11 protein-coding genes are annotated in these 17,869 nt (G+C 67.5%); 3 read left to right on the top strand and 8 right to left on the bottom strand.

The window, feature by feature from the left end; genetic code table 11:
* The first annotated feature begins 4 nt into the window (after positions 1-4).
* Together acs and RAH40_RS17630 are read left to right on the top strand one after the other, a co-directional pair.
* Positions 5-1,969 (top strand): acetate--CoA ligase, encoded by a 1,965-nt coding sequence (gene acs, locus RAH40_RS17635; RefSeq protein WP_306598906.1) that lies wholly within the window; start codon positions 5-7, stop codon positions 1,967-1,969.
* Between the two features lie 61 nt (positions 1,970-2,030).
* Positions 2,031-5,297, top strand: coding sequence for a S41 family peptidase (locus tag RAH40_RS17630; protein ID WP_306598905.1), 3,267 nt, complete (start codon positions 2,031-2,033; stop codon positions 5,295-5,297).
* A gap of 62 nt (positions 5,298-5,359) precedes the next feature.
* Here RAH40_RS17630 and RAH40_RS17625 read toward each other — a convergent pair whose 3' ends face one another.
* The 5 genes from RAH40_RS17625 to RAH40_RS17605 form a co-directional block, all read right to left on the bottom strand.
* Positions 5,360-6,097, bottom strand: a complete 738-nt coding sequence (locus RAH40_RS17625) for a transporter substrate-binding domain-containing protein (protein WP_306598904.1) — start codon at positions 6,095-6,097, stop codon at positions 5,360-5,362.
* Positions 6,098-6,225: 128 nt separating this feature from the next.
* Positions 6,226-7,326 carry a response regulator gene (locus RAH40_RS17620; protein ID WP_306598903.1) on the bottom strand — a complete coding sequence of 367 codons (1,101 nt, stop codon included), beginning with the start codon at positions 7,324-7,326 and terminating at the stop codon, positions 6,226-6,228.
* A gap of 14 nt (positions 7,327-7,340) precedes the next feature.
* Positions 7,341-8,852: a sensor histidine kinase gene (locus tag RAH40_RS17615; protein WP_306598902.1), complete on the bottom strand. Its 1,512-nt coding sequence runs from the start codon at positions 8,850-8,852 to the stop codon at positions 7,341-7,343.
* Between the two features lies 1 nt (position 8,853).
* Entirely contained in the window at positions 8,854-10,026 is a 1,173-nt protein-coding gene (gene nrfD / locus RAH40_RS17610) for an NrfD/PsrC family molybdoenzyme membrane anchor subunit (protein WP_306598901.1), read from the bottom strand.
* Between the two features lie 2 nt (positions 10,027-10,028).
* The gene (locus RAH40_RS17605) at positions 10,029-10,793 is read right to left on the bottom strand and encodes a 4Fe-4S dicluster domain-containing protein (protein WP_306598900.1); all 765 of its coding nucleotides are present in this window, start codon (positions 10,791-10,793) and stop codon (positions 10,029-10,031) included.
* Between the two features lie 235 nt (positions 10,794-11,028).
* On the opposite strand from RAH40_RS17605, the gene RAH40_RS17600 reads away from it, so the two are divergent.
* Positions 11,029-12,741 (top strand): NAD-dependent malic enzyme, encoded by a 1,713-nt coding sequence (locus RAH40_RS17600; protein WP_306598899.1) that lies wholly within the window; start codon positions 11,029-11,031, stop codon positions 12,739-12,741.
* Positions 12,742-12,907: 166 nt separating this feature from the next.
* Here RAH40_RS17600 and RAH40_RS17595 read toward each other — a convergent pair whose 3' ends face one another.
* Genes RAH40_RS17595 through RAH40_RS17585 form a run of 3 tightly spaced genes read right to left on the bottom strand, consistent with a single transcriptional unit; the run spans position 12,908 to position 17,859 of the window.
* Complete coding sequence (locus RAH40_RS17595; RefSeq protein ID WP_306598898.1) at positions 12,908-13,786, bottom strand: hypothetical protein; 879 nt, start codon at positions 13,784-13,786, stop codon at positions 12,908-12,910.
* Positions 13,786-14,784, bottom strand: coding sequence for a UDP-3-O-(3-hydroxymyristoyl)glucosamine N-acyltransferase (lpxD, locus tag RAH40_RS17590; protein WP_306598897.1), 999 nt, complete (start codon positions 14,782-14,784; stop codon positions 13,786-13,788). Before lpxD ends, RAH40_RS17595 begins: the two co-directional genes overlap by 1 nt.
* A 51-nt stretch (positions 14,785-14,835) precedes the next feature.
* Positions 14,836-17,859: an efflux RND transporter permease subunit gene (locus RAH40_RS17585; protein ID WP_306598896.1), complete on the bottom strand. Its 3,024-nt coding sequence runs from the start codon at positions 17,857-17,859 to the stop codon at positions 14,836-14,838.
* Positions 17,860-17,869: the final 10 nt, after the last annotated feature.

Raw genomic sequence — 17,869 nt, 5'->3', positions numbered from 1 at the left:
TCGCATGGCCACCGGACCCCGTGACGACCTTCATGTTGCAGCGCAGTTGAGCGAATCCCAGCAGGCCGCGATCCAGCGCCTGCAGCGGGACGAGAACGTCATTCCCGCGCCGATCTGGCTCTCCCGCCAAGCCCACCTCGCCAACGACGCGGTGGAGCGGGCCCACGCGGAATCCGATCCCGACGGCTTCTGGGCGGACCGGGCCAAGCTCGTGGACTGGATGGAGCCCTACACCGCCGTCAGCCACTTCGACCCCCCCGCGCACCAGTGGTTCGTCGGCGGAAAGCTCAATGTGACGGTGAACTGCATCGACCGCCACGTGTACTCGGAGCGCCGCAACAAGGCCGCCCTCATCTGGGTGGGCGAGGACGGCGAGGAGCACGCCTACACCTACGGCCGGCTCTACCGGGAGGTGAACCGCTTCGCCAACACCCTCAAGAACATGGGGGTCAAGAAGGGCGACCGGGTCATCATCTACATGCCGCTGTGCCCCGAGGGGATCATCACCATGCTGGCCTGCGCCCGCATCGGCGCCATCCATTCGGTCGTCTACGCCGGCATGGGCACCCAGGCACTGCGCGCGCGCATCGAGGACTGCCAGGCCAAGCTGGTCGTGTGCTCCGACTTCACGTTCCGCCGGGGCAAGAAGGTACCCCTCAAGCCCACCGTGGACGAGGCGGTGCGCGACCTGTTCAGCGTCGACCACGTCATCGTGCACCGCCGGGGCTCCCGGCCCGGGGACGAGCCCTTCACCTTCGAGTCCGAGCGCGAGCACGACTTCTACGACTGCCAGGAGGCCCACAGCATCCATTGCACGCCCGAGCCCATGGACGCGGAGGATCCGCTGTTCATCCTCTACACCTCCGGCACCACCGGCAAGCCCAAGGGCGTCGTGCACGCCACCGGCGGCTACCTGGTGGGCGTGACCTACCTGGCCCGCGCCTTCTTCCAGATCACCGACCGGGACATCTACTGGAGCACGTCGGACATCGGCTGGATCGTGGGGCACTCCTTCATCGTCTACGGCCCCCTCTCCTGCGGCGCCACGGTGTTCTGCCGGGAGGGCGTGCCCGACTACCCCAGCGCCGAGGTCACCTGGGAGCTCTGCGAGCGGTACGGCGTGAACCTGATGTTCACGGCCCCCACGGCCATCCGCATGTGGATGAGCCACGGGCCCTCGGCCCCCGCCAAGTACGACCTCTCCCGCCTGCGCCTCATCGCCTGCGCCGGAGAGCCCCTCAACCCCGAGGCCCACCACTGGGCCCAGAAGCACCTGGCGGGCCAGAGCAACGGCATGGTCGTGGACAACTGGTGGCAGACGGAGATCGCCGCGCCGGTGCTGGGCACCCTGCCGACGTTCGAGGCCCGCCCGGGCAAGGTGGGCAAGGCCATGCCCGGCGTGGCCGCCGAGGTGGTGGACGCCGAAGGCAACCCCGTTCCCGCCGGGTCCGGCGGCCTCCTCATCCTCCGCAGGCCCCTGCCCTACATGATGCGCACCGTGTGGGGCGACCACCCCCGCTACGAGCGCTACTGGAACCAGGTGCCGGGCGGCGTCTACACGGCCGGCGACATCGCCGTGAAGGACGCCGACGGCTACTTCGCCGTGCTGGGGCGGTCCGACGACGTGATGAACGTGGCCGGCCACCGCATCGGCACCGCGGACGTCGAGGGCGCCCTGGTGCGCCACCCCGCCGTGGCGGAAGCCGCCGTCATCGGCCTCCCCGACCCCGTCAAGGGTGAGCGCATCAAGGCCTTCGTCGTGCTGCGCGTGGGCGTCGAGCAGGGACCCGGCCTCCTGGCCTCGCTGAAGGACCACGTGCGCCAGGACCTGGGCCCCATCGCGACGCCTTCGGAAATCGAGGTGCGCACGTCGCTGCCCAAGACCCGCTCCGGGAAGATCGTCCGCCGCTACCTCAAGGCGATCGAGATGGGCGAGGACCCGGGGGACCTCTCCACCCTGGCCGACTAGCTAAACCCCGGGCCCCCTTCCGGCGTTACCCTTGCAGGAATCCATCCTGCAGGAGATAGCTATGCGTTCGTTGACCTGGTTGACGGTGCCCATGGTGCTGGCGGCGGGGGCCTCCGCCCACGCCCAGATCGATGCGAGATTAATGCGGTATCCCGATGTCTCGGCCACCCGCATCGCCTTCACCTACGCGTCCGACATCTGGGTCGTGGCCAAGACCGGTGGCCTTGCCCAGAGGGTTTCCACCCCCAAGGGGGAGGAGATGTTCGCCCGGTTCTCGCCCGACGGCAAGGAGATCGCCTTCTCCGCAAATTATGACGGGAACATGGATGTCTACGTCATGCCCGTGGGCGGGGGCGTGCCGGTGCGCGTCACCCACAACCCCGCCCCGGACCGGGTCGTGGGCTGGACCCCCGACGGGAAGTCCATCCTCTTCGCCTCGGGCATGGAATCGGGCCGGGACCGGTTCAGCAAGCTCTTCACCGTGCCCAAGGCAGGCGGCCTCCCCCAGGCGCTGCCCGTGCCCTACGGGGAGTTCGGCGCGCTCTCCCCCGACGGGAAGACCCTGGCCTACATGCCCATCTCCACCGATTTCCGCACCTGGAAGCGGTACCGGGGCGGCATGGCCTCGGAGATCTGGTTCTACGACCTGGAGAAGAAGACGTCCCTGCGCCTCCCCAGCGAAGGCGGGTCCAACGACTCCATGCCCATGTGGCACGGCGACACCCTCTATTTCCTGTCGGACCGCGACGCGGTCAAGCGCGGCAACGTCTGGTCCTACAACATGAAGACCAAGGCCTTCAAGCAGATCACCTTCTTCAAGGAGTTCGACGCCCACTTCCCGGCCATCGGCCCGAGCGACATCGTCCTGGAGGCCGGGGGCCGGCTCCACCGCATCGACCTGGCCACGGAAAGCATCTCCGAGGTGAAGGTGGAGGCGGTGACCGATCGCGCCGCCCTCAAGCCGCGCACGGACAACGCTTCCAAGCTCATCCGCAACGCCTCGCCCTCCCCCCAGGGCAAACGCGCCGTGTTCGAGGCCCGGGGCGAGGTGTTCTCGGTGCCCGCGGAGCGGGGCTACGTGATGAACCTCACCCACACGCCCGGCGTCGCCGAGCGCTTCCCCTCCCTTTCCCCCGACGGCAGGCAGGTCGCCTATTTCAGCGACCGCAGCGGCGAGTACGAACTCTGCCTGAAGGCCGCGGACGGCTCCGGGGAGGAGCGCCAGGTGACCCACCTGGGGCCCGGATTCCGCTACAACATCCAGTGGTCCCCCGACGGCAAGCGGGTGGTCTTCGGCGACCAGGCCATGCGCATCCACGTCTGCGAGCTTGAGACGGGCAAGGTCACGGCCATCGACAAGGGCTTCTTCATGATGGATGGCGGCATGGAGCAGTTCCGGGGCAGCTGGTCCTCCGACAGCCGCTGGTTCGGGTACGTCATCGACTCCCCCCGGCGCAACGGCGTGGTCAAGCTCTACGACACCCGGGACGGCAAGGTCACCCAGGCGACCTCCCCCTACTACAGCGCCGGCGACGTGGCCTTCGACCCGGAAGGGAAGTACCTGTTCCTCACCACGGGCCAGAATTTCAGCCCCACCTACAGCGACCTGGACCCCACCTGGGTCTACGCCAACACCACGCGCCTGGCGGCCATCCCCCTCCGCAAGGACGTGGCCTCGCCGGTGGCGGCGCGCAACGACGCCGACGCCGACAAGAAGGATGAGAAGAAGGACGACAAGAAGGACGAGAAGAAAGCCGAGAAGAAGGCCGACAAGCCCGCCCCCAAGCCCGTGGACATCGACCTGGACGGCCTCGAGGGCCGCATGGTCCTGCTGCCCCCGCCCGCCGGGAACATCGCCGACCTGGCCGCCGTGAAGGGCAAGCTGGTCTACCGGCGCATCCCCCAGCAGAACCCCGACGGGGAATCCAAGGGCAACCTCCACTTCTACGACCTGGAGGAGCGGGAGGAGAAGACGATCCTGGCCGACGTGGACGGCGCGGCCGTGGCCGCCGAAGGCGGCAAGGTCCTGGTGAAGCGCAAGGACACCTATGCCTTCCTGGACATCAAGGCCGACCAGAAGCTGGACAAGAAGATGCCCACCGCCGACCTTCCCATGGAGGTCGACCCCGCCGCGGAGTGGCGGCAGATCTTCAACGACACCTGGCGCCTGGAGCGGGACCTGTTCTACGATCCGGCCATGCACGGGGTGGACTGGAAGGTCATGAAGGCCCGCTACGGCAAGCTCCTGGACGAATGCGCCACCCGCGAGGACGTGAACTTCGTCATCGGCGAGCTCATCTCCGAACTGAACGCCTCCCACGCCTACCGCGGCGGCGGGGACGTGGAGACGCCGCAGAGGCGCGCCGTCGGCCTCCTGGGGGCGGACTTCGCCCTGGAGAACGGCCAGTTCCGCATCAAGAAGATCCTGCGCGGCGCCTCCTGGGACGCCGCCGCCAAGGCGCCGCTGGCCCAGCCCGGCCTCAACGTCAAGGAAGGCGACTACCTCCTGGCGGTGGACCACGTGGCCCTGGACACGAAATCGGACCCCTGGGCCGCCTTCCAGGGCCTGGCGGGCAAGACCGTGCTCCTGACCGTGAACGACAAGCCCGGCAGGGAAGGCGCCCGGGACATCCTGGTCGACACCATCGGCAACGAAGGCCCGCTGCGCTACCAGGCCTGGGTGGAGGCCATGCGCGCCTACGTCGACAAGGCCTCGGGGGGCCGCATCGGCTACATCTACGTCCCCGACACCGGCATCGGCGGCCAGACCGACCTGGTGCGCCAGTTCCAGGGCCAGTGGGACAAGGAAGGCCTCGTCATCGACGAGCGCTTCAACAGCGGAGGCCAGATCCCCGACCGCTTCACCGAGCTGCTGGGACGGAAGGTCCTCAACTACTGGGGCGTCCGGGACGGCAAGGACTGGCAGTGGCCCGTCACCGCCCACAACGGCCCCATGGCCATGCTCATCAACGGCTGGAGCGGATCGGGCGGCGACTGCTTCCCCTTCTACTTCCGCCAGGCGGGCCTGGGCCCCCTCATCGGGCGGCGCACCTGGGGCGGCCTCATCGGCATCAGCGGCGCCCCCGCCCTCATCGACGGCGGGAACATCACCGTGCCCACCTTCGGCATCTACTCCACCGACGGGAAGTGGATGATCGAGGGCCACGGCGTCGACCCCGACATCGAGGTGATCGACGACCCGGCCCTCACGGCCCAGGGCAAGGATCCGCAGCTGGACAGGGCGATCAGGGAAGTGGAGGACGCCCTGAGGAAGAATCCGCCCAAACACCCCGCGAAGCCCGCGTATCCCAACAAGGCCGGCTTCTAGGATCAGCGTGCGGATCCGGCGCCGGGGCCCCTGGGCCCCGGCGTTTCCGCGTCAGGCCCGGCTCAGAGCGAGGTCGCCTCCTGCCAGCCGGCGTTCTTCCGCACGTCGGTGAGCAGCTTCACCAGGTGCTCGTAGAGCTCCTTCTGGGCGGGCGGCACGAGGATGACCCGCTCGAATTCCAGGAAGGGCTTGTTGGACTGGTAGAAGTTGCCCGGGATGTCCAGGCGGAGCTGGGCGTACATCAGCGTCCACTCGCTCACGATGGTCACGTCGGCCTTGCCTCCGGCCACCGCCTGGAGGGCCAGGATCTCGGATCCGCAGTCCAGACGCTGGATGCGGCCCTCCTTCACGGCCTCGGTCAGGGCGGGGTAGGCGTAGCCGCCGACGCCGGCGAGCTTCAGGCCCGCCAGGGACGCGGGTCCGGCGTACTCGACCTTCTTCGCGTCGAGGGACACCACCAGGTTGCGGTCCCACAGGATCGCGGGGGTCCACAGGCTGGCGGCCCGCACCGGTTCCGGGAACCAGACCTTGTTGACGCCCAGGAGGACGCCCTTGAGTTCGCCCTTGTCCACCATGGCCTTGGCCTCGGGGGCCGTGACCACCTTGAGGGTGAAGCGGTAGGTCCGGCTCTCCTTCGTCAGCCACTGGCAGAGGCGGTACTCGAGGCCGTCCTGCTTCGCCTTGTCCACCACGAAGGGGGGCCGGTCGTTGTACGTGTAGACGGTGACGTCGGTCTGGGCCTGTGCGAACGCGCAGGCGGCGAGAACGAGGACGGTCCTGAGCGCATCGAGGAACTTCATGGCTACCCCCTGGCGGTTGGAAGGACTAGCTTACCTTCAATAATTCAAGAGCTCTGTCATAAGTGTTACATGCAGCCGGAAACGCGAACGGCCCCCTGGAAGGGGGCCGTTTCTCCGTTCCGGGTCTTCTACTTGAGGAACCGGGTCTCCAGGGTGCCCCAGGCGAGGTCCTGGCCGTTGTTCTCGACCTTGAGCTCGCGCAGGCGCTTGATCTCCTCGCCGTACCACTCGACCACGGGGCGGCCGATGCGCAGCGCGCCGAGTTCGGAAGCCAGGTCGGCGGGCTTGATGCGGCAGACCCAGCCGTCCTTGTAGGGGCTGCTGGCCACCAGGAAGGGCTCGGCCTTGAGCCGGGCGTTGTCCTCGACCACCTTCCCGGTGATGGGGGCGAAGAACCGGATCTCCTCGGCGCCGCGCTTGAAGGAGAAGAGGGGGTCGCCCACCTGGAAGGTCTTGCCGGGATCGGGCAGGACAACCTCGCTCACTTCGCCCAGGGCCTTGTGCGCGAAGTCGTCAACGCCGACCCGCACCTGTCCGTCGGGCTCGATGCGGACCCAGGCGTGGCCGGGGGAGATGAAGGAGCCGCCGGGGACGCAGTACTCGCCGGCGGGGGCGTTCTCGGCCTGGGTGGGGGAGACGATGCGGACGGTGGGCTCCTTCTGGCCTTCCAGGCGGGACTGGCGCTTGACCAGGAGGCGGTTGACGAATTCGGAGAGCTCCTCGGCGGTGAAGGGCTTCTGCACGTATTCGGAGGCGCCGTGCTTCATGGTCTCCACCGCGGTCTCGATGGTGGCGTAGCCGGTGATGACGACCACGTCCACGTCGGGACGGAGGTGCTTGACGGCCTTGACGACCTCGACGCCGTCCATGATGGGCATCTTCAGGTCGGTGAAGACGAAGTCGTAGTCGTGGCGCTGGACGAGGTTCAGGGCCTCGGGGCCGTTCTCGACGGTGTCGACGTTGTAGCCCTCCAGCACGAGGATGCGGCGGAAGGAATCCAGCACGATGCCTTCGTCGTCCACGGCGAGGATGCGGGCGCGGGGCTCGGGGACCTCGATGCGCTTGAGGGTCTTGACCTCGCCGGCGATGTCCAGGCGGATGGCGACCTTGAGGATCTCCTCGCGGGCGGCCCGCTGGCGTTTCTCGCGCATCCGGCGGGTGGTCTCGCGCACCAGGTAGTCGATGCCCACGAAGGCGAGCAGCATGATTATTACGAGCAGCACGGTCATGGCAATGACTCCTATCAGGATGGGGAGATTCCGGCTTCAGGGTTGAGAATGGGGATGCGGATCGAGAAGGTGGTGCCCTTGCCCAGTTCGGTCTGGACGTCGATCGAGCCGCCGTGACTCTCCACGATACCCCAGGTCACGGCCAGGCCAAGGCCCGTGCCGCGGTTCCCCTTGGTGGAGAAGAAGGGTTCGAAGAGGTGGGGCAGGTCCTCGGGGGCGATGCCCGAGCCGTTGTCCGTGACCTGGAGCTCCACGAACGCGTCGTCGAAGACCCGCGTGGCCAGACGGATCTGGCCGGTTCCGGGCTGCACGACGTCCGCGGCGTTGAGGAGGAGGTTCACGGCGATCTGCTGCACCTGGTTGCCGTCGGCGTAGGCTTCCGGCAGGTCCTGGGCGAGGTCCAGGGCCAGGTTGATGTGATTGAGACTCAGCTGGTTCATCACCACGGCCAGGGAGTGGCGCACCACCTCGTTGAGGTCCGTCGGCCTGCGGGAGGGGGGGGCGGGCCGCGCGAAGTCGAGGAGCTCCTTGATGATGGCCCGGCAGCGCTTGGTCTCGCGGACGATGACCTCCACGTCCTCGGCGTTGGGGTCCCCTTCCGGAAGACGCTTGGCCATGAGGGAGGCGTACGTCAGGACCCCGGTGAGGGGATTGTTGATCTCGTGGGCGATGCCCGCGGCGAGCCGGCCCACGGAGGCGAGCTTGTCGGCCTGGGTGAGCTGGAGCCGGGTTTCGGAAATCTGGCTCGTCATCGCATTGAAGGCCTCGGCCAGATGGCTGAGCTCGTGGTGGCCCTCCACCTTGATGACCGTGGCCAGGTCGCCCTGGGCCACCCGGAGGGTGCCCTCCATGAGGGCCTCCACGGGCCGGACCACCAGCTTGCGGTTGAGCCACCAGATGATGAGGCTGCTGCAGAGGATGGCCAGGGCCGCGAAGCCGGCCATGACCTGGCGGCCTCTGGCCATCTCCTTGTCGGCCTCGGCCATGGAGACGTTCACGTCCAGGACGCCCAGCACGCGCTGGGAGGCGGCGTGGGCGTGGCAGTCGGCGGTGTAGCAGGAGGGCTCGTTGGGAATGGGATTGATGATCCCCAGCACCCGGGTGCCGTCGGCATCCCTGTAGACGCGGGCCCGGGCGTTCACGTCCAGCTTCTCCAGGGGGCGGCCCTCGGCGTGGCAGGCGTAGCAGGCCTCGCCGCGCTTGTCCACGGCGGTGCCGATCTCCGCGCTGTCCGAGGAGAACATGATCCGGCCCTCCTTGTTGAAGAGCCGGACCTTGCGGATGCCCTCCCCGCGCAGGGTGCCCATCGTCCGGATCTGCCTGTGGAGGCCGTCCCGGCGGTTCTCGAGCATGTCGTAGTGGGTGCTGCTCTTGATGGTCTCGCCCAGCTGGTTGGCGTTGCGGGTGAGCTGGGAGACCAGGCCTTCGTTGTGCGAGCGCATGATCAGCCCCGCCATGAGCCCGATGGCCAGGGCCGAAACCAGGCCGGCCCCCAGGATCAGGCGCGTGCCGATGCGCGTGCCCATGTCATTCCCCTTCCATCGCGGGGGTGAGGCTGGAGAACGGGTGTTCGTCGGGCTCGGGAGGGGCCACGTCCGGGAAGATGGGGAGGTAGCGGGCGATGAGGGTGAACGCCGTGAACCCGATGGCCGCGATGCCCGTCATGACGAGCACTTCCAGAAGGGACGGGAAGTAGGTGCGGGTGGGATAGCTCTCCAGGCCGGTGATGGCCACGTTCATGCGGTTGGCGGCGAAGCCCGCCAGCACCATGACGGTGGTGACGTAGAGGCCGCGCCGGGAGTGGCGGATGCGGTTGGACATCAGCAGGATGAAGGGGATGACGAAGCCCACGAGGATCTCGAACCAGAACGCGGTGCTGTGGTAGGTCAGGTGCTTGAGCTCGCCCAGGGCGCCGCGGGTGAACATGTCCTGGAAGCGCACCACGAGGTACACGGCCAGCGCGATGGCGGTGATCTTGGCCAGGTTGGCCCGGAGTTCCGGGGGCAGCAGGGTGCGGCCGCTCCGGGACAGGACGAGGGTCTCCAGGATCACCATCGAGACGCCCGAGGCGATGCAGGAGATGAAGAAGAGGATGGGCAGCAGGGGCGTGTACCAGAGCGGATGGAGCCGGTTGGGCACGATCAGGTAGAGCGAGCCGAAGGAGGACTGGTGGAGGGTGGACAGCAGCACGCCGAGGATCATCAGCGGCAGGGACACGCTGTGGATCCACTTGATGGGGGCGTGGAGGTTGAACTTCTCCAGCACGATCGGCGCGAATTCGGCCGACAGGACCGTGGTGTAGAGGATGACGCACCAGGTGATCTCGAACATCACCGAATGGTGGTTCCACATCACCAGGGGGTGCCAGAAGTGGTCGGGGCGGCCCAGGTCGATGACGAGCACCAGCACCACGAGGAGGTAGCCGATGAAGGCGGTCAGGATCGCAGGGCGCACGATGGGCTCGTAGGCCTTGGCGTGGAAGAGGTGCACCGCCGCGACGATGGTGAAGCCGGCCGCCGCCAGCCCGATGCCCAGGAAGTCGAAGCCGATCCAGAGGCCCCAGGGGAACTCGTCGGTGAGGTTCGTGGTGGCGCCCAGGCCCAGGGTGAACCGGGCGATGGCGGCGCCTACGCCGAGGACGATCAGGGTGGTGGCGACCAGGCCCCAGAAGGTGATGCGGGGGAATTTGAAGGTTTTCATGCTTAACCCCGGTTCTTGTGGTTGGAGTCGTGCTTCGGGTCTTCCTTGCGGGCGACGTCCTCACGGCGGTTGGTGATCCACCAGATGCCGGCGAGCATGACGCTCCCGACGCCGACGACGTTGGGTACCTTGGACAGGGCGTTCATGGTCAGGACGGGCATGGGTTCCTGGCCCAGGTGGGTGTCGAAGCCCAGCTTCTCGAAGGGGACCGGGCTGATGTAGAGGACGGAGGTGCCGCCCACATCGGACTTGCCGTAGATCTTGGGCACGAACTTGCCGGGATCGGCGGTGATCCGGTTCGTGGCTTCGATGAGCAGATCGTTCCGGTCGCCGAACTTCGTGGCCCCGGTCGGGCAGGCCTCGGCGCAGGCGGTGGGCAGGCCCTTGTCCAGGCGGGGGGCGCACAGGATGCACTTCTTGATCCCCGGCCGGGTGCTCTTCCATTCGTAGCGGGGGATGTGGAAGGGGCACGCCTGCATGCAATACCTGCAGCCGATGCACTTCTCGCCGTCGTAGAGGACCGGGCCGTCGGCCTGCTTCTTCAGGGCTGCGACCGGGCAAGCGGACACGCAGGTAGGAATATCGCAGTGCTGGCACATGTGCCTCACGAAGAGGCCGTCATGCTCGCTCAGGGCGGTGAAGGCACTCAGGGAGAGGGCCTTTTCGTCCCCTTCCGGCAGCTTGTTCTCGGTCTTGCAAGCGGCCTGGCATGCGTTGCAGCCGATGCAGAGCGTGATATCGATCAGCAGTGCTTTTTTCTGACCCATGGATGTCTCCAAATGAAGATTACTGAACCTTTGCGGGGTCTTTCGTCGGGCGGCAGGGGTTAGATCTCAAGCCTATGTCGCTGGATTCCCTGATATTACTCCTTTCACGACAAAGAGGTCGTTTTATGTGATGGCGATCACCCAATTCGGGCTGGCCGGGCGATAAGGCGGCCCGGAATCGGTGGACAAAAGGGATAAGATGGTCCGGAACCTTTTTCAGGCAGGAGACCGGACCATGAAGACTTTCGCCTTCAAGATCGACCCCATGACGGGCGAGGAGTACTACGAGGTTTACGCCCGTGGCCGCCAGCTCCTCAACGACCCCCATCTCAACAAGGCCGCCAGCTTCACCAAGGAGGAGCGCCTGACCCTCGGGCTGGAGGGCCTGGTGCGCTCCGCGATCCTGCCCCTGGAGCACCAGGTCAGCCGAGCCTACGAGGCGTTCAATCACAAGCCGGATGATCTTGAAAAATACATCTTTCTGGTGGCCCTGCAGGACCGCAGCGAGGTGATCTTCTACAAGCTGGTCACCGACCACCTCAAGGAGATGGTGCCCATCGTCTACACCCCCACCGTCGGCACGGCCTGCCTGCAGATGAGCAGCATCCAGCGGCGCTTCCGGGGCGTCTACATCACGCCCGAGAACATCGACCACATCGACACCCTGCTCAAGAACATCACCCTGCCCATGGTCAACCTCATCGTGGTCACCGACGGCGAGCGCATCCTGGGCCTGGGGGACCTGGGCTCGGACGGCATGGGCATCCCCGTGGGCAAGGTGAGCCTCTACGTGGCCGCCGGCGGCCTGCATCCCCACGTATGCCTCCCGGTGTGCCTGGACGTCGGCACCAACAACCAGCGGCTCCTGGACGACCCCTACTACCTGGGCTACCGTCAGCCCCGCCTGCGCGGCGAAGAATACGAGAAGATCGTCGAGACCTTCGTGATGGCCGTGAAGCGCCACTTCCCCGACGCGCTCCTGCAGTGGGAGGACTTCGGCAAGTCCACCGCCTTCAAGAACCTCGAGCGCTACAAGGACCGGATCCTCTCCTTCAACGACGACATCCAGGGCACCGGCTCCACGTCCCTGGCCGCCCTCATGACCGCCATGCGCATCAAGAAGAGCCGCTTCAGCGACGAGCGGTACATGATCGTGGGCATGGGCCAGGCGGGCACCGGCATCTCCATGAACATCCAGGCCGCCCTCAAGGCGGAGGGACTTTCGGACGAGGAAGCCCGCGCCCGGGTCTTCTGCATCGACATGCAGGGCCTCCTGGTGGAGGACGACCCGCTTCTCGAGGAACCCCAGCGCCCCATGGCCCAGCGCCGCGCGGCGGTGGCCGGCTGGAAGCTGGACGCCCCCGGGAAGATCGGCATGCTCGACGTGGTGCGCAACGGCCGGCCCACGGTGCTCGTCGGCGTCACCGCCCAGACCGGCCTGTTCAGCGAAGCCATCCTCCAGGAGGTGGCCAAGGTGACGGACCGCCCCATCGTCTTCGCCCTGAGCAACCCCACCTCCAAGTGCGAGGCCACTCCCGAGCAGGTGTGGAAGGCCACGGACGGCAAGGGCCTCGTGGCCTGCGGCAGTCCCTTCCCGCCCATGGAGTGGAAGGGCCAGGTGCTGCGGTCCTCCCAGTGCAACAACATGTACATCTTCCCCGGCGTGGGCCTGGGCGCCCTGGTGGCCAAGGCCTCCAAGATCACCGACGGCATGCTCCTGGCCGCGAGCCGCGCCATCAGCGAGATGGTCACGCCCGAGCAGGAGGCCCAGGGCATGATGCTCCCGGAGATGGAGGACATTCGCAAGGTCTCCACCGCCGTGGCCGTCGCCGTGGCCCGCCAGGCCCGCGAGGAGGGCCTGGGCCGGATCATGGACGACGCCACCATCGAGAAGACCGTGCTCCGCGCGCAGTGGGATCCCCACTTCACCCCCTACCGCGCCGGCTAACGTCCCTTCCCCATCTTTTCACGGCGAACCTCGGCCCCTCGTCCACCTCGGCGATGCCTTTCTCTTCCCCACTCCAGCGGCGCATCGATTTGATGCGCCGCTTGGTTTTGGGAACAGAATGCATCGCCGAGGTGGACGAGGGGCCGAGGTTCGCCGGGAGGGATGCCTAGTCGCTCCAGGCATGCCCGATGAACTCGGGCCTGCAGGGGCTCAGCACGTGTCTGAGCACGCTCCCCGTGTGCGATTCGAGGAACAGCGGCTTCATCACCTCCTCGAACCTCGTGAGCGTCGTGCCCTTGGCCACGTCCTCGTCGAAGAGGAGCGCGGGGCCCTGCCGGAACGCGGCGAGGTGGGCCAGGTCGCTCCCTGCCAGGATGGGGTCCTGGTCGTTGCGCTTGAACATGGAGAAGCGCACGAAATACAAGGGGGCATCCACCAGGGTGGCGAACACCAGGCCCGACATGATGGACCCGTGGGCCGCGCCCACCACCACCGCGGGCCGGAAGGACGCCGTCACGGAGTCGGCCAGGCTCCTGATCCACTTGGGATTGGAGGCCCGCCAGGTGTACTTGTCCTTGGCGTTGGCGTAGACGAACCCGCGCAGGACTTCGGGCAGGGCCTTCCGGAAGCGCCTGAGCGCGGCGGGGGCCTCGTCCGTCAGGGCGTAGAGGGCCCGGGCCGTGGCGATGGAATCCAGGAAGATCCGGTTGGCGTGCTCGACCATGAGGGGCGGATAGTGGGCCTGGAACCGGCTCCTTTCCGACACCTCGAAGTAGTACGTGGGATGCAGGGGCAGACCCTGTTCCACGCAGATCTTGTAGTTGAGGGCCACGTTCACCAGGGCCGGGGTGAGCAGGTACAGCTTCATGCAGGCGTCCCAGAACGGGGCCGGGGCCGCCGCGGGGTCGGCCAGGGCGGCGTCCCGGCCCGCCAGGACCCCGGGCAGGAGGGCGCGGATCTCGGCCAGCACGTCCTCGTACGGGGCCTCGAAGTCCATGGCGTCGGGGGGATTCTCCCAGTCCGCGTAGACGAGCCGGTGGAGCATCAGGCCTTGGCCTTGAGGGCCTTGAGGATCGCCGGGAGGCGGTTCAGGGCGGCCTGGCACTCCAGCCACTGCCGGTGGGGCCGCGCCAGGTAGCCGGACATGAAGCTGTTGTCGGGCACGTCCTTGCCCACCATCGTGTTGCCGGTGAGCGTGCTGCCGCGGCCGATGTGGATGTGGCCCGCGGTTCCCACCTTGCCGGCCAGGGTCACGTGGTCGCCCAGGGTGGTGCTGCCTGAGATGCCGGTCATGGAGGCGAGGACGCAGTGCTCGCCCACCTGGACGTTGTGGGCGACCTGGCAGAGGTTGTCGATCTTGGTGCCGGCGCCGATGCGGGTGGGTCCGAGCGCCCCGCGGTCCACGGTGCTCGCGGCGCCGATCTCCACGTCGTCGCCCACCTCCACCCAGCCCACCTGGGGGATCTTCATGTGGACGCCCTGCACCGGCACGTAGCCGAAGCCGTCCGAGCCCAGCACGGCGTTGGCGTGGATGCGCACGCGGTCGCCCAGCACGGTCCTGCGGTAGAGCACGACGCCGGGAAAGAGCTCGCAGCCGGCGCCGAGCACGCAGTCCTCGGCGATGTGGACGCCGGGATGGATGCGGGCCCCGTCGCCCACCACGGTCCGGGCGCCGATGGTGGAGCCGTGGCCCACCTTGCAGTCCAGGCCGAGCTTCGCGGAGGGGTGCACGGGACGGTCGCACCACTCGGTCTCGGGCTCGGGGTTCAGCCACCCCAGGGCCTGGGCGAAGCCCCAGTAGGCGTTCTTCATGACCAGCTGGGGACGGTCCCCCAGGTCGGTGCCGGGGTCCACCAGGATGAGCCCGGCCGCGCTCTGCAGGGCCCGGGCGTGGTACTTGGGGTTGGCCAGGAAGCTCACGGACCCCGGGCCGGCCTGGTCCAGGGGCAGCACTTCGCCCAGGACCCGGTCCCCGGGGCAGTTCCGGAGGTCGCCCCCCAGGCGTTCGGCGAGTTCCGCTGCGGAGATGGGAGTCGTGGGCATCGGTTCGTCCTTTGGGATCCACCGACATTATCCGGCGGAACCTCGGGAAATCTAGTCTCCAGAACGCCGCTGGGAGGCGAAGAGGTTGTAGAAGGCCGGCACCACGAAGAGGGTGAAGACCGTCCCGATGGAAAGCCCCGTGAAGATCACCAGGCCCATGGCCCGCCTCCCGGCGGCCCCGGCGCCCCCGGCGATCACCAAGGGGAACACGCCGAGCACCATGGCCGCGGTGGTCATGAGGATGGGGCGGAGCCGGATGGCGGAGGCCTCGGCGATGGCCTCCAGGCGGGTTCGCCCCGCGGCCTGCAGCTCGTTGGCGAACTGCACGATGAGGATGCCGTGCTTGCTGATCAGGCCCATGAGGGTCACCAGGCCCACCTGGGTGTAGATGTTGAGGGAGGCCAGGCCCAGGTTGATGAAGATCAGGGCCCCGAAGAGCGCCATGGGCACGGAGACCAGGATGATCAGCGGGTCCCGCAGGCTGTTGAACTGCGCGGCCAGGGCCAGGAAGACGATGATGACCGCGAAGCCCAGGGTGATGACGAAGCCCCCGGCCTCCTGCATGTACTGCCTGGAGACGCCGGAGTAGTCGGCCTGGTAGCCCGGGGGGGCGCTGTCGCGCAGCGCCTTGCGGAAGAAGTCCAGCACCTGCTCCTGGGAGAAGTTCGGGCCGTAGACGCCCGAGATCGTGGCGGAATTCAGCTGCTGGAAGCGCCGGATCGCCTGGGGCGCCACGGAGTCCTTCAGGGTGGCCACGGTGCCCGCGGGGAAGAGGGTCCCGTCCCCGTTGCGCAGGTGGAAGTCCAACACCTGATCGGAGTTGAGGCGGTCCACCTGCAGCACCTGGGGGATGACGCGGTAGGACCGGCCGCCGATGGCGAAATAGTTGACGTAGTTTCCGCCCAGGGCGTCGGTGAGGGCCCCGCCCACGTCCTGCTGGGTCAGGCCCAGGGTCGCCACCATGTCCCGGTCCACCACGAGGGTGCTCTGGGGCTTGTCGATCTTCAGGTCGGTGTCCACGAAGTAGAACATCCCGCTGGCGCGGGCCTTGTCCAGGACGGCCCTGGAGACCTCGTCCAGGCGCTCGAAGGGCTCGGTGGTCTTGATGACGAACTGCACCGGCAGGCCCGAGGCCCCGGGCAGGGAGGGCGGCTGGAAGGTGGCCACCTGGGCCCCGGCGATGCCCGAGGTGTCCCCCTGGAAGGCCTGCTGCACCGTCTCCCCGGACCGGGTCCGCTGGTCCCAGGGCTTCAGGATCAGGCCCGCGAAGGCGCTGCCGGCGTTGGTGAACTGGAACATGGCCTGGTATTCGGGGTAGGACTTGGCGATGCCGTACACCTGGTCGGCGTAGGTCTGCATCTGCTGCACGGTGGAGTTGGGGGGGCCGGTGATGGAGGCCAGGATGAAGCCCTGGTCCTCCTGGGGCGCCAGCTCGGACTTGGAGGTGGCGAAGAGGAAGCCCGTGGCGACGAGGATCAGCAGGCCCATGACCGCCGGCACCGCCGAGGTGGCCAGGACGCTCCTCAGGAGGCGCAGGTAGTGCCCGTGGAACCACTCGAACTGGCCGTCGATGAATCTCACGAACCGGTTGGAGTCCTGTTCGGCCTTGAAGAACTTCGCGCACATCATGGGCGAAAGCGTCAGGGCCACCACGGCCGAGACGGCCACGGCCCCGGCCAGGGTGAAGGCGAACTCGGTGAACAGGCTCCCCGTGAGGCCCCCCTGGAAGCCGATGGGCACGTACACCGCCACCAGCACCACGGTCATGGCCAGGATGGGCCCGCCCAGCTCCCGCGCGGCGAGGATGGCGGCCTCCAGGGGGCTCTTGCCCTCCCGCATGTGGCGGTCGGCGTTCTCCACCACGATGATGGCGTCGTCCACCACCAGGCCGATGCCCAGCACCAGGGCCAGGAGGGTCAGGAGGTTGATGGTGTAGCCCAGGGCCAGCATGACCGCGAAGGTGCCCACCAGGGACAGCGGCATGGCGATGACCGGCACGGCCACGGCCCGCAGGGTGCCCAGGAAGAGGAAGATGACCACCGTGACGATGAGCAGGGCCTCCACCAGGGTCTTGATGACCTCCTCGATCGAGGTGTTGATGAAGTGGGTGCCGTCGTAGACGATCTGCCCGGTGAGCCCGGTGGGCAGCTGGGACTGGATCTCGGGGAAGGCGTTGCGCACCCGCTTGGCCACCTCCAGGATGTTGGCCTCGGGGGCCACCTTGATGCCGATGAAGACCGACTGGCGCCCGTCGAAGGAGACGTTGAAGGAGTAGTCGTCGGCCCCGAGGCTGACGGTGGCCACGTCCTCCAGGCGCACGATGGCGCCCCCGGCCTGGCGCACCGAGAGCTTGCGGAACTCCTCCACGGTGTGGAGGTCCGTGGCCGCCAGCAGGTCCACGGTGACCATCTGACCCTTGGTGCTGCCCAGGGCCGAGAGGACGTTGTTGTTCTGGATGGCCTTGCTCACGTCCGTGGCGGTCACGCCGTGGGCGGCCATGCGCACCGGGTCCAGCCAGGCCCGCAGGGCGAAGTTGCGGGCGCCCAGGATCTCGGCGGTCTGCACGCCGGGGATGGAGTCGAGCCGGGGCTTGACCACCCGGGAGAGGTAGTCGGTGATGTTGTTGGTGGGCAGGACCTCGCTGTAGAAGCCCATGTACATGGCGTCGGTGTTGTCGCTCATCTGCACCGTGATCACCGGCTGCTGCGCGGCGGGGGGCAGCTGGTTCTTCACGGCGTTCACCTGGGTGGTGATCTCGGTGAGGGCCTTGTTGGCGCTGTAGTTCAGGCGCAGCGTGGCGACGATGGTGGAGAGGCCGTTGACGCTGGTGGAGGAGAGGTAGTCGATGCCCTGGGCCTGGGCGATGCTGGACTCCAGGGGCTGGGTGATGAAGCCGCCCACCGTGCCGGAGTCGGCGCCGTAGTAGGAGGTGTTCACCGTCACCACGGCGTGCTCGGTCTTGGGGTACTGGTTGACGGGCAGGTTGAAGATGGAGCGCAGCCCCAGCACGAGGATGAGCGCGCTCACCACCGTGGCCACGACGGGCTTGCGGATGAAGAGATCGGTGAAGTTCATGCGCGCGGCC

The sequence above is a fragment of the Geothrix sp. 21YS21S-2 genome, assembly GCF_030846775.1.
In the GTDB taxonomy this organism is placed as follows: domain Bacteria; phylum Acidobacteriota; class Holophagae; order Holophagales; family Holophagaceae; genus Mesoterricola.
This window is presented reverse-complemented; position numbering and strand designations above follow the sequence as displayed.